Here is a 13319-nt window from a genome sequence, read left to right as displayed (position 1 = left end):
TTAAATTTCTTAATAAATATGTGTTATTTATATATTAATTTATAATAAAAATATAAATTTTGTTAATATTAATGATATTTTTTTATTTTTTGTTAAAATATTATAGATATGATCTTTTGTTTTCGTTTGATATATTAGTGAATAAGCCTATTTGTTCTGAAATAAAAAAAAATACTTTGATTATGAATCATAGAATTTTGTACGCTAATTATCATAAAAGTAAAGACTATTGATTCTTAATTAATGAAATTTAGGTAGTTGAAAACAATGTGTCGATAAAAAGCATTATTCTATCGATAAATAGAAATGCAATATTTTTAAAAAAAGTTGATTTAAAAAAAATAATAAATACATTAATTTATATCAGATTTTCATATGAAGGAGTCTGAAAAATTAAGTTGCCTTTCTGAAATTAATGAGGTGTTGAGTTTTGTTGGAATAAAAAAAAAGAGGTTGTCCAAAAATAATGAACAACCTCTTTTTCTATTAAGATTAATTTCTATGATTTTTTAAAAAACAAGCTTTTTATTAAGAATAAATCCATTTTCAAGTTTTATTTTAATAATTATTGGGGCATTATTTTTTTGAATATTTTTGATTTCTTTTTCTAGAGAATTAATTTTATTTACCATTGTAATGTTTCTTCCTAGAATATCATAAATTTCAATAGAATGGATATTAGTAGTAAGAGATTTGATAGTTAAGTTTTCATCTGTCATAATTAAAACTTCATTCTCATTGGTATCAAAATCAGAATTTCCTAATAAGTTATCTGTATTATTAAACCTTAGAATGAATCTATTGTCAATATTTCCAGCATTTGAAGTAAAGCTATATGGTGTAAGTCTTAGATCATGAATGATTCCATTTTGTAAATCTTCTAAGTAAATATTTTGATCTGAATTGCTGAATAAGCCATCAACTGCTCCTATGCTAATTGTATAATTGCCATTTTGCGCAATATAAGCTCCAATTGGAACAGTGTCATATTCTACAAATGGAAGAGCTCTACCTTGTATGTTTAGTTTTTCAGTAGATGTAGTAGAAATAGAATAGATATCAAAATAATTTTTATTTAAAGCTGGTGCATCATAAAGCCTATCTATATCATTAGTAGCATTTGTAATATATCCAACTAATGTTCTTACTGATGGACCGTTCTCTTTTGTAAGGTCTAACCAAATTCTATTTGCTTCTATAACAGTGTTATTTTCATTTCTATAAAACTGGCTATTGCTATATGTAGCACTTCTCATGTTGTTTGTAAATGTTACATTTTCTGTAGTTGCAGTAGTTGTATGTTTCATTTGTACAAAAAATCCTTGTCCTGAACCAATAAAGCCGCCAAAAACACCTGGTCCTGAAGAGGAACCACTGGAATTATATGTGATATAATCATTTATGGAGTAATTGCTTTGGAAATTTTGATAAAAAGGACTTGTAGTAGAAGAGCTTAAAGCTGTTCCGTGTGTCCATATTTTTACAAAACCTTCAAGATTTGTATTTGCAGTAAGGAAGTCAATTGCATTAATTGCAGATGGGTAAGGATTTCCAATTAAATTTAAATTATCATCATCTTTTGTAATAGGAGTTGGGGTTGGTCCAGTATAATTTACACCATTATATGTACTTCTACTTATTGGAGTTGAAATATTTCCATTATTAAAAATGCCTGTAAAATTAACCGATTTTAATCCTGCTACACCTTGCCTTGCTATGTATCCTCTGCCTATTGTCATATTTCCACTTGCGCTAATCCAATTGCCAAAATTACTAGGATAAGTTGGGGCTCTATTTACTGTTGGTTCCCAAATATATCTAGGGCTTCCAGGAATACTTGTTACAGGGAAGCTTCCTACAGGAGAAGAATAATATATATAGTCAGAAGTATTATTAGTTGTGGCTGTTCTATTCATAGTCATGATACCGCTTCCAGAGTTAATTACATTGTCTATTTGAACTAAACTAGTGTTGTTGTCAAGGTTGAATGTACCATTGTTAATTACATTTTCTTTAATTGTTAAAGATTGATTATTTTGAATATTTAAAGTAGCTCCTGGCTTTATTACTAAATTCTTACCGTTTCCGCTTGGGCTAGTGTTTAATAAAGTATTTGTAGCTGAACTTGGTATAATTACACATGTATTAATATCAGGAATACCAACAGGTAACCAGTTGTTTGGGTTATTCCAATCAGATGAAGATGTGCCTTTCCAAATTTTAGTTTTGTTAGTAACATTTATTGTAGAACTGGTTGTACATCCATTAGCTAAATTAGCATTTGCAGTAAATGAATAAGTTGGAGTTTCTAATTGAGCAACAGTTGGTTTTACATATACTGTTGAAATAGGAGTTCCACTTGTGTAAGGTATAGTACAAGCAGCATCAATATAAGCGTCTACAGGTAAGGCACTTGTCCAAGTAAATGCCGGGGTTAAAGTCCTATCTCCATATAATTGAACATCATCTATTGCTACACCATCACACCATCCTGCTTTATATCTTAATCTTATTTGTAAAGAAGAGATGCCAGTATATGAACTCATATTTATAGTTTGGGTAGCAAAATCAGTTCCAATGCCTATATCGGATAAATATAAACCAGAAGGAACAGCTGTCCATGCACCTGAACCGTTTTTGTATTCTAATGTTACAAACTCTGATGTTGCACTATTACTATCATTGTAACTAGAAAAATACATTCTAAATGATAATGTTAAATTCAAGAAACCAGTTGTATTAACTGTTGTAGACTCTAAAGCAGTTTCTACTTTACCAAAAGAATTACCACCAGTTGCTAAATCAGAAGTTGACATTACAAATTGATTTGGACTAAATCCTGAAGAAATTGCGGGATACCAAACAGGATATGTAGGATAAGCAGGTACATATGTACTATTTCTAATTTGCCAATCGGTTATTGAAGCATTTGGAGTTGCAATACTATTATTAGCAAAAACACCTAGACCACTTTCAAAATTTTCATCTATAAGATATACTTGTTCAGTTGTTGTGTTTGCAGAAAGGTCTATTATACTGTCTTCTCCACAAATTTCAGGACTCGATGTTGTAAATGTAATAGTTGATATTGGGTTTACATAAGCTATAACTTCTGTTCTGAATAATGATTCACATGAACCATTATACGCAGTTACATAGTATGCTGTTTTTGTTGAGATTGAAGGGGTTGTCCAAGAGGTTGTTGCAGAAGTTCCAACAAGTACACCTCCTGTTTTAGCGGAGTACCATCTGTATTGAGTTGTTCCAGCTGTTCCAGTTGCTCCTAATGTTACTGTTCCAGTGCCGCATCTTGTAGCAGATGAGATGGTTTGGATTTTAGTAGCGCAATTTGCAATTACTGTAAATGTGTAATCTTCTGTTTCTCCGTTATTTGTTAAATTACCACAAGATGTAAAAGTATTGTTTCCTGTGCTTATTCTTATTCTAATTCTGTAGTCACCAGGTGTAGCTGTTGTAGGAATAATAAACCCAAAAGTGGTATTTAAAAACCCACTGGTAGATTGGTAAACAATTTCTGTTGTATTGTCAAATAGATTGTCTTTATTCCAATCAACCCAAGCTTTCATATAAACAGCATTATTTCTGTTTGTGTCTACGAAAATGTTGACTCCTTCGCCTTGAGCTTGAGAAGCTTTAGGAGTTAAAGAAGAAAAATCTTGAAACCCTGCTGGATTTGATGAGTATGTTGATGTATTGCTAGAATTGGTAATATTACCTAGGAAATCCACTTGAGTAATGTAATTTGCAGATTGTAAGCCAGCAGTTACAGAAGGAGTGCAATAATTCTGTGTATTAGTGGTTGTGAATCCTGTTAGAGGACTTGATATATTATATCTTGGTCCACCAGTACAAAAAGAATTGTATGAAAATACAAATACATAATATGTGGTTGTATTTGTTAGTCCTGTAATTGTAAAAGAGGTACTATTGTTATTCGATACAACAAAATTGCCTGCTCCAATAGTTCCCCCTACAGAATAAGTAGAGCTATTTGAAGGAGAAGGTGTAATTCCAGTTGTATTGTAAACTACTAAATAGTTGTTTGGAGCTGGTGAAGCAGGAGTAAATGATCCTGATATAAAAGTACCTGTTGGGCTTAATGATAAAGCTGTCGGTTGAGTTGTAGGAGTTGCACATGGTGATGCAGGAATAATGTTTAAAGTATAATCTTCTACTTCACCATCAAAACCTGTTGCACAAGAATTTCCAGTTACAGAACTGTATTTACATTGAATTCTCATTCTAGTTTGACCAGTTATAGCTCCAGCTGGAACAGAAATTGACAAAGGGCATGATGAACTTAGACCATTTGTTACATTAACTGTTGTGCCTAAATTGTAAGATTCTCCTGCATCTGTAAATAAACCATTTCCATTCCAATCAATCCATACGGTTTGATAATGTGTATAGTTGCCTCCAGTGTTTATGTATACATTAAGATTGTACGATATCCCTTTTAATACAGTTGTAGAAATTCCAGTAAAATCTGTGTAACTTGAGCTAACAGTTGTTCCAGTATTGTTTATTGTGTTAAATTGTACACCAGTAATACCGTCTGGATAAGTTCCTCCTGAGGAATTACAGTAGCATGGCTTGTTGGTTGTTGTAAAGTTCCAAACTATTGGTGTTCCCGAAGTAATTCCGCAAGCATTTCTTGGAACAACTTTCCAGTAATATGTTGTTGAAGCACTTAATGCTCCTGTATTGTATGAGTTTGTAGCTACATTTGCAGTTAAAATTACAGGTAAGCTTCCAGCTCCAAAATATACATCATATGAAGTTGCACCAGCAACAGCTGTCCAGCTTATAGAAGTAACAGATCCAGATCCTAGGTAACAAATTCCTGAGGTGGAATCAGTTGGGTTTGGAGTTGTAGCTGTTGTTGTTAATGTATTGTTTATAGTGACAGTTAAACTACCTTCTCCAGAACTCCAACAACCAGTAGTGTTGTTTCTAGATCTAATGTAATAGGTTCCTGAGATATTGACATTATAAGTTGTGTTGTTGTTCGTAGTGTCAGTTCCTCCTAAAGTTGTTTGCCAATACCAAGTTTCTCCTGCTGGAGGTGTTCCAGTTCTTGTTAAAGTGACTCCTGTTGGGTTACATTGAGGAGAATTACTAGTAGGGTTTGCTGGGTTTGCTGGAACTGGATTAATTGTCAAGGTAGCTGCATTAGAGGCGACTGAACAACCAGAAGAGGAAGTTATAATAACATCAAAATTTCCAGCTATAGCTGCTGAAGGACTTGTAATAGTTAAAGTAGCAGTGTTAACATTACTATATGGTGCTGTATTTGTTAAGTTTACTCCATTTCTTCTCCATTGATAGTTTGTACCACCAGTTGCTACTACGTTAAATGAGCCAGATCCAGATTCACATATTGTTGTAGAAACTGGTTGTGTAGTGATTACTGGAGTAGAATCTATTGTCAAAGTAGCGGAATTTGATGTTGTGGAACAGAATCCGTTTCCAACTACTACATCAAATGTACCTGCAATAGCTAATGCAGGATTAGTTAAGGTTAGGGTTGCAGTGTTTACACCACTATATGGAGCTGTGTTTGTTAAATTTATTCCATTTCTTCTCCATTGGTATGTTACCGCTCCAGAAGCTGTTACGCTAAAAGAGCCATTACCAGGTTTACATATCAATGTAGCTGAAGGTTGAGATGTGATTGTAGGTGTTGTTAATACTGTGAAAATTCCAAAAGAAGTAGCTGTTCCGCTAGGAGTTGTTACTGTAATAAATCCTGTGCTTCCAGTTCCGACTGTTGCAGTTATTGAAGTAGCTGAATTTACAGTAAAAGAAGTAACATTTGTACCACCTATTGTTACAGTAGTAGCACCTGTGAAATTTGTTCCTGTTATGTTAAAAGTTGACCCTACACATCCATTTGATGGAGTGAAACTAGTAATTGTAGGAGGTGGAACAGCTGAATAAACACATATGGTACCAGTCATATTTCCGTTAGATTGGTATCTTTGAATTCTTATTCTATACCTTACACCAGGAGTGGTTGGATAAGTAATTGTTTCGTCTCCAAACCATGTATTGTCTGAACAAGCAATAGGTGTCATTCCTGTTGAACAATTACCTGTAAATAAATGTAATACAGCATCTCTTGTGCTATTATATGTTATGGTGGTTGAAGTTGAAGTGGCATCAAACCATCCCCAAGCATCATCATTATCAGTAGCATTACATCCTGATGCACCATTCCAATAGTCTGTCCCATTTGATGAATCAAATGAAACTGGAGAACAAGTAGCGCTGACAGTTAGCTGTCCAGCTGCACCGTTACCACAATCGTTTAATTGTCCAACGGAATTAAGTGAAAATAAAAGAAAAGTGAAAACAATTAATAAATTGTTTTTCATTAGGTTGTGTTTTTTTTTGACAAAAAAAGGACATGCCCTATAAAAAGAGTAGATTAACTTCATAAGCAAATGGTTAAATCAATAATTTTTTCTTTTATCAGTATGATACTGAGATAATAACGACACAAAAATAATTTTTTTTTTAACACAACCGATAGAAAAACTGTTAATTTTGTTAAATAAATAATATTTTGACTGTTTTAAGTGCTTTTCGTCGTTTTTTTTTTTTGTTTTTTTAAATATTATGTAAAAGTGTAATTGATGAATGTGGTTAAGTTTTGATTAAAGCGAGTGTTGTTAAGGTTTAGTTGAATGTCTAAATTCTTTAGATAATATTGCATATTTTAACATTTATGAATTGTTTTTCACACATTTTGGCTTGTATGATAATTTTTTATTTGTATCTTTATGTAGTGATTTTAAGATTATGTTGATATTTAAATTGTTAAGTATTAACAAAGTATTCTTTTTTTTGATTATTTTTGTAGCTTGTAATATTTACAAAGTGTAAAAAGTAAAATTTCATTATTATGAAAAAAACATTATTTTATTTCTTGGTGTTGTTAACTTTGGATATGAGTGCTCAAATGTATGTTAGTCCAAATAGTTATGTTTTTGTTAATGATACTTATTTGTATGTGAAACAAGACGTTAATCTTGATAATGATGGAAATTTATATTTAAGAAATAAGTCTCAATTACTTCAAGGAAACACATCTTCTAGTTTGAATCAAGGATTAGGTAACTTGTCTGTTTTTCAAGAAGGTACTTCTAATAATTTTGGTTATAATTATTGGTGTTCTCCAGTAGGTGTTCCTTCTGCTACTGTTGGAAATGCTAGTTTTGGAATAACTAGATTGAATAGACCTACTTCTGTAGTTTCTAGCTCAGCTGCAACAATTTTGCCATCTTCAAATTTAAATGGAGTTTCAACAAATTCTTCTTTATCTATTGCTTCAAGATGGATATATAAATATGTTCAATCTAATCAATATGGTCAATGGACGTTTGTGGGCAATACTTCAACAGTTAATGCAGGAGAAGGGTTTACTATGAAAGGAGTTTCAGGAAGTGATTCTGTTGTTGCTGATGCAAATGAAGGTGTTGTCAATAATTCTGGAAATAATCAGCGATACGATTTTAGAGGTAAACCAAATGAAGGAACAATTTTAATTCCAGTTGGAAATACTGCTGGACCAGATTATCCAAATCAAACATTAACTGGAAATCCTTATCCGTCAGCAATAAATTTAAATTTATTTTTACTGGAGAATAGTGGTTATACAGTTAATTATAGTGATGGTACTTATTCATTCACAGGTTCGCCTATAATAAATGGTAGTGCTTACTTTTGGGAACATGAAAAACCAGCTACTTCTCATTATGTTTCTCAATATATAGGAGGATATGGTGTTTATGTTCCAAATGGAACAAATGCTTTTTTACCAGGGACCTATACAGCAGCAACTTGGAATACGTATAATGGGGATGGTACTCCAAATACAACTGGTGCATCCACAGGAAGTTCTTATGAAAGAATGTTCACGCCTGTTGGTCAGGGCTTTATGATTAGAGGTGTTGTTGCTTCAGGTAATGCTCAAATGAAAAACTTATATCGTTCCTTTGTTAAAGAAGGAGTAGCAAGTAATTCTCAATTTGAACGTTCTTCTAATTCCAATGTGAATTTATCTAATAATTGGGAAGAAATTCCAAATGTTGCAAACATAGATTATACCCAGTTTTCTAAAAAACAAGTTCCACAATTTAAAATTCATACAATTATGAATGATGAATTTACTAGAGAAACTGCTATTGCTTTTAATGATAATGCTTCGGATGGTTATGATGTAGCTCTTGATGGTTTAACACCAGACTCTAATTTGCCTAGAGATATGTATTTTCCATTAGACACAAACAAACAATTTGTAATTTCAACTTTGCCTTTTGATGTAGACAAAAAGATGCCAATTGCTTTCAAAGCAGATATCCAAACTACTTTTAAAGTAACGGTTAATGAATTGATTAATTTTGATTTAGCGCAAGAAATATTTGTTCATGATAAAGAGACAAATATTTACTATGATATAAAAAATAGTTTTTTCAGCATAACGTTAAGCCCAGGAGTATATAAAGCAAGATTTGAAATTACTTTCAAAAATACCGATTCGACTTTAGGATTAGATGATGAAATAATGGAATCTTTTGAGGTTTATCAAAACAATGATAATCAAGAATTGACTGTTTTTAATACTTTGCAAAAAGATGTTGAATCAATTAATTTGTATGATGTAACTGGTAAATTGGTAATTAATAAAATGAATCTAGGTACTTCGAAACAAATTCAAGTTTCAACTTCTGGATTGAGTGATGGTGTTTATTTTGTAAAATTAACTACTCATGACAATTTTAATATAGATAAAAAAGTATCTATTTCTAGAAAATAAATAATATCTTAAGATATGTTAAACCTCGATTTTATCGGGGTTTTTTTTGTTATTTTGCAAAGTGAATCAAAAGATTAATATAGCACTGCCAAATAATATTGAAATATATATTAAAAGAGAAGATTTGTTGCATCCTTATATTTCAGGAAATAAATTTAGAAAATTAAAATATAATGTTCGAAAGGCAATTGAGGTTGATTCTGAACTACTAATTACCTTTGGGGGTGCTTATTCTAATCATATACTTGCTACAGCTGCTGCTGGAAGAGAATATGGGATAGCAACGTTAGGTGTTATAAGAGGAGAAGAACTTTATGATAAGATTTTTGATAATCCTACGTTATCTCTAGCGAGAAAGTTTGGTATGCAATTTCAATTTGTTTCTAGAGAGGTTTATTCTAAAAAGGAAGAAGTAAGTTATATTGAAGATTTATTAAAAACACACAATAAAAGTTATATCCTACCTGAAGGAGGTACAAATGATCTAGCTATTCAAGGTTGTGAAGAGATTTTAACTGACGAAGATGTTGATTTTGATTATGTTTGTTGTGCAGTTGGTACAGGAGGAACAGTTTCAGGAATTATAAATGCTTCAAATGAAGGTCAAAAAATAATTGGCTTTTCTGCTTTAAAAGGCGACTTTTTATCTGATGTAATTTGTAAATTTGTAACCAAATCAAATTGGAATATTAATAATGAATATCATTTTGGAGGTTATGGAAAAGTTACAGATGAATTAATCACTTTTTTAAATGACTTTTATGATTCCACTTTAATTCCATTAGACCCAATTTATACAGGAAAAATGGTTTACGGAGTTTTGGATATGATTCAAAAAAATAAATTCTCTAACAATTGTAAAATCCTTCTAATTCATACAGGTGGATTACAAGGAATTAAAGGTGTTAATAAGGTTAGGTTAAAAAAAAATAAAGAGCTATTAAAATACGTATGATAAAGAAATTAATTTATGTTTTTATACTGTTGACTATTGTAAGTTGTGGGGCATCTAGAAATAAAAGAATAACGCAAACTAAAAATAGAACAAATACGACTAAAAATAATTCGAGTAATAAAGTAGTTGTTATAGTTACTGATGATAAAGAGAATGAACAAAAAGAAGCAAAAGAAGAATTAGAAGCTACTTCAAAAGTTTCTGCTACTTACAGTAATGTGAATTCATATATAGATTCTTTTAAAGATGTAGCCAAATTAAATATGAAGCAATATGGCATACCTGCTAGTATAATACTTGCTCAAGGTATTCTAGAATCTGGTGCAGGAAATGGTAGATTGTGTAAAGAAGCAAATAATCATTTTGGAATTAAATGTCATAAAGAATGGAATGGTCCTTCGATTACTCATGATGACGATGCTGCTCAAGAATGTTTTCGTAAATACGATGATCCGTCAGAATCTTATAGAGATCATTCGTTATTTTTAACTTCAAGAAGTAGGTATAATAAATTATTCGAACTAGATAAAGGAGATTTTAAGAGTTGGGCAAAAGGACTTAAAGCTGCGGGTTATGCTACAGATCCAAAATACCCTTCAAAATTAATAGGTATTATTGAGCGTTATCAATTGGATAAATATGATAATGAAGTTTTGAATAGAATTGAAAATATTAAATCAGATAATGAAGTGAAAAATAATGACATTAGTAATAATGTTTCATTGTATATTATTCAAAAAGGTGATACGCTTTATTCTTTGTCGAGAAAATTTAATTTATCAGTTGAAGAGTTGAAAAAAATAAATGGACTTAAAGATAATTCATTGTCAATAGGTCAGAAAATTAGATTAAAATAATGGAATACAAAAGAAGTAGTGAGTTATTCGTAGAAGCTAATAAAGTTATACCTGGAGGAGTAAATTCACCTGTTAGGGCTTTTAAAGCAGTAGGAGGAACACCTCTATTTATAAAAGAAGCCAAAGAAGCTTATTTATATGACGAAGATGGGAATAAATATATAGATTATATTAATTCTTGGGGACCAATGATTTTAGGTCATGCTTATGAACCAGTTGTTAATGCGGTTATAGAGCGAGCTAAGAAAGGAACTTCTTTTGGAACACCAACTGAGCTAGAAACAAAAATAGCTGCCTTAGCAATCTCTATGGTACCTAATATTGATAAGATTCGTTTTGTAAGTTCTGGAACAGAAGCTTGTATGAGTGCTATTCGATTGGCTAGAGGTTTTACGAGGAGAGAAAAGATAATTAAATTCTCAGGCTGTTATCATGGTCATTCGGATTCGTTTCTAATTGCTGCTGGTAGTGGAGCAAGTACATTTGGTGTACCAAATAGCCCAGGAGTAACAGAAGGAACTGCAAAAGATACTTTATTAGCTAATTATAATGATATTGATAATGTAAAACAGCTATTTGAATCTAATAAAAACGAAATAGCAGCCTTAATTATTGAACCCGTTGCTGGAAATATGGGGTGTATTCCTCCTAAAAAAGGTTTTTTAGAGCAATTAAGAGAAGTTTGTTCTGAAAATGGAGCTTTACTTGTTTTTGATGAAGTTATGACTGGATTTCGTCTAGCTAAAGGTGGTGCTCAAGAATTATATGGTGTCGATGCGGATATAGTTTGCTTTGGTAAAGTAATTGGAGGAGGTTTGCCTGTGGGTGCTTTTGCAGCAAGGGAAGAAATTATGAACTATTTATCTCCTTTAGGGCCCGTTTATCAAGCAGGTACTTTGTCAGGAAACCCACTAGCTATGGCTGCGGGCTATGAAATGCTTAAAGTTCTTAATGAAGATAATGCTATTTTTCAAAGGTTAGAAGAAAAAACTGCATATCTTGAAAAAGGAATTAATGAAGTACTGTCTGAAAATAAAATGGATTTCACTATTAACAGAATTGGTTCTATGATTTCTGTTCATTTTGATTCTTCTCCAGTGTTTGATTTTGAAACAGCAAAGAATGGTGATAATGAAACCTTTAAGAAATTCTTTCATGGATTACTTCAAAAAGGAGTCTACATAGCTCCATCAGCTTATGAAACATGGTTTATTACAGATGCTTTAACGTATGAGGATTTAAATTATACAATTAAAGCTATTAAAGATGTAGCTGTGGAATTATAAAAAAAAAAATCCTGCTTTTGCAGGATTTTTTTAGTTTATTACTCTTTCAAATAGAGCGGTATTCTTTTTTAATTTATTAAATTTATCAGCAGTTAAAGAAGCTTCTAATTTTTTAGTTATAATATTTGAAATAACTTTTCTTCTTTCCTCACTTGAAGTTTTTGATTGCTCATCATATTTATAATAAAATAAATTATAAAAATCAATCTGCTCTCTTTCACCTAATTCTAATAAAGAAACAACATCTTTACTGTCTTTTTTTGCTAATACAACAAGATCTTCTTTTCTTTCTTCTTGAGCATAAGAACTTAAGCTGAAAGCAAAAAATAAAACTAAAATAGCAAGTATTTTTTTCATTTTTGATGGTTTTATAGTTATAAAGTACCAAATCTAAATTAATTTTAGCTTTAATCCAAAAAAAATCTTTTGTTTTATTCAGTTATTTTTATCTTTTTCTTTCTTTTATGCGTTCTTTCATCTTGTTTTTTCTTTCATTCTGATGGTTTTCCCATTTTTTCATTTGTTCAGCAGATAAAATTTTAGCTAAGTTTTTTTTCATCTCAGATTGATTTTCTTTCATTTTTTCTTTCATTTTTGAACGTTCTTCAGGAGACGGTTTTTCTCCGCTAGCTTTCAAATCTTTCATTTTTTCCTTCTTAGCTTCTCTTTTTTTAGATTGTGCTTCTAAAAGTGGCTTGATTTTTTGTTGTTGTTCATCAGTTAAATCTAGTTCAGATGTCATTTTTTCTAATTGTTTCTCAATCTTTTCTTCGGGCTTCATTTTTTCTCTTTTCATTTCTCTTTTTTGTGCAAAAGTTAAAGAAGCAAATACTAAAGCTACTGTTACAATTATTGTTTTCATAATTTTATTTTTAAAGTTAATGTATATTAGATAAAAGAATTACAAAAAGGTTTAATGGAACTAAAAAAATGATATTTTTTATAGTTTAGTTCGTATTGTAAAATGTATATTTGTAAGGTGAAAAAAGCAATGTTCATTTTAGCATTATTTATACTGGTTAAGCCAGTAATTCCTGTTTTGGAGTATATTGTTAATTATGAATATATAGCAACAGAACTTTGTGAAAATGTAGCCAAGCCAGAACTAAAGTGTAATGGGAAGTGTCATTTAGCGAAGGAACTTGCAAAAGCTTCCGAATCTGAAAAACCAATTTCTTCAAACAAAAAAAATACTTCTCATTATGAATTTGAAGTTTTGTTTTGCAGTGAAATTGAAAAAGTAAACTTCTTGTTTGATTTTAGTTTTTTAGAAAAAGGAATAGCTATTTCTACCCCAGATTTGTATAAGTCTGTTGCTTTATATTCCATCTTTCATCCTCCCATTTTAAATTCTTAATTTTTAAATTATTAGGTTGGTT

General features: G+C 31.0%; 8 protein-coding genes. 5 read left to right on the top strand and 3 right to left on the bottom strand.

The window, feature by feature from the left end; genetic code table 11:
• Positions 1-509: 509 nt before the first annotated feature.
• Complete coding sequence (locus tag FIA58_RS06840) at positions 510-6398, bottom strand: GEVED domain-containing protein (protein ID WP_140961493.1); 5889 nt, start codon at positions 6396-6398, stop codon at positions 510-512.
• Between the two features lie 530 nt (positions 6399-6928).
• Between FIA58_RS06840 and FIA58_RS06835 the strand changes: the two genes are divergently transcribed.
• The 4 genes from FIA58_RS06835 to hemL all read left to right on the top strand — a co-directional run bounded on the left by FIA58_RS06835 (position 6929) and on the right by hemL (position 11940).
• Positions 6929-8842 carry a T9SS type A sorting domain-containing protein gene (locus tag FIA58_RS06835; RefSeq protein ID WP_140961491.1) on the top strand — a complete coding sequence of 638 codons (1914 nt, stop codon included), beginning with the start codon at positions 6929-6931 and terminating at the stop codon, positions 8840-8842.
• A 61-nt stretch (positions 8843-8903) separates the two neighbouring features.
• A complete protein-coding gene (locus tag FIA58_RS06830; protein ID WP_140961489.1) occupies positions 8904-9797 on the top strand; it encodes a 1-aminocyclopropane-1-carboxylate deaminase/D-cysteine desulfhydrase in 894 nt (297 codons plus the stop codon).
• A complete protein-coding gene (locus FIA58_RS06825; protein ID WP_140961487.1) occupies positions 9794-10654 on the top strand; it encodes a glucosaminidase domain-containing protein in 861 nt (286 codons plus the stop codon). Before FIA58_RS06830 ends, FIA58_RS06825 begins: the two co-directional genes overlap by 4 nt.
• Positions 10654-11940: a glutamate-1-semialdehyde 2,1-aminomutase gene (gene hemL, locus FIA58_RS06820; protein ID WP_140961485.1), complete on the top strand. Its 1287-nt coding sequence runs from the start codon at positions 10654-10656 to the stop codon at positions 11938-11940. Before FIA58_RS06825 ends, hemL begins: the two co-directional genes overlap by 1 nt.
• A 30-nt stretch (positions 11941-11970) precedes the next feature.
• On the opposite strand, the gene FIA58_RS06815 is transcribed toward hemL, so the two are convergent.
• Complete coding sequence (locus tag FIA58_RS06815; protein WP_140961483.1) at positions 11971-12297, bottom strand: hypothetical protein; 327 nt, start codon at positions 12295-12297, stop codon at positions 11971-11973.
• Between the two features lie 88 nt (positions 12298-12385).
• Positions 12386-12802, bottom strand: coding sequence for a Spy/CpxP family protein refolding chaperone (locus FIA58_RS06810; RefSeq protein ID WP_140961480.1), 417 nt, complete (start codon positions 12800-12802; stop codon positions 12386-12388).
• A gap of 102 nt (positions 12803-12904) precedes the next feature.
• Between FIA58_RS06810 and FIA58_RS06805 the strand changes: the two genes are divergently transcribed.
• Positions 12905-13297, top strand: a complete 393-nt coding sequence (locus FIA58_RS06805) for a hypothetical protein (protein WP_243754645.1) — start codon at positions 12905-12907, stop codon at positions 13295-13297.
• Positions 13298-13319 lie beyond the last annotated feature (22 nt).

Origin of the sequence: Flavobacterium jejuense, assembly GCF_006491595.2 — a bacterium.
Classification (GTDB): Bacteria; Bacteroidota; Bacteroidia; order Flavobacteriales; family Flavobacteriaceae; genus Flavobacterium; species Flavobacterium jejuense.
Note: the sequence above shows the minus strand (reverse complement) of the source record. Positions and strands in the feature narration are given on the sequence as shown.

Coding starts and splice junctions, on each gene's coding strand:
- FIA58_RS06840 (WP_140961493.1), bottom strand. CDS start 6,398: ATGAAAAACAATTTATTAATTGTTTTCACTTTTCTTTTATTTTCACTT.
- FIA58_RS06835 (WP_140961491.1), top strand. CDS start 6,929: ATGAAAAAAACATTATTTTATTTCTTGGTGTTGTTAACTTTGGATATG.
- FIA58_RS06825 (WP_140961487.1), top strand. CDS start 9,794: ATGATAAAGAAATTAATTTATGTTTTTATACTGTTGACTATTGTAAGT.
- hemL (WP_140961485.1), top strand. CDS start 10,654: ATGGAATACAAAAGAAGTAGTGAGTTATTCGTAGAAGCTAATAAAGTT.
- FIA58_RS06815 (WP_140961483.1), bottom strand. CDS start 12,297: ATGAAAAAAATACTTGCTATTTTAGTTTTATTTTTTGCTTTCAGCTTA.
- FIA58_RS06810 (WP_140961480.1), bottom strand. CDS start 12,802: ATGAAAACAATAATTGTAACAGTAGCTTTAGTATTTGCTTCTTTAACT.
- FIA58_RS06805 (WP_243754645.1), top strand. CDS start 12,905: ATGTATATTTGTAAGGTGAAAAAAGCAATGTTCATTTTAGCATTATTT.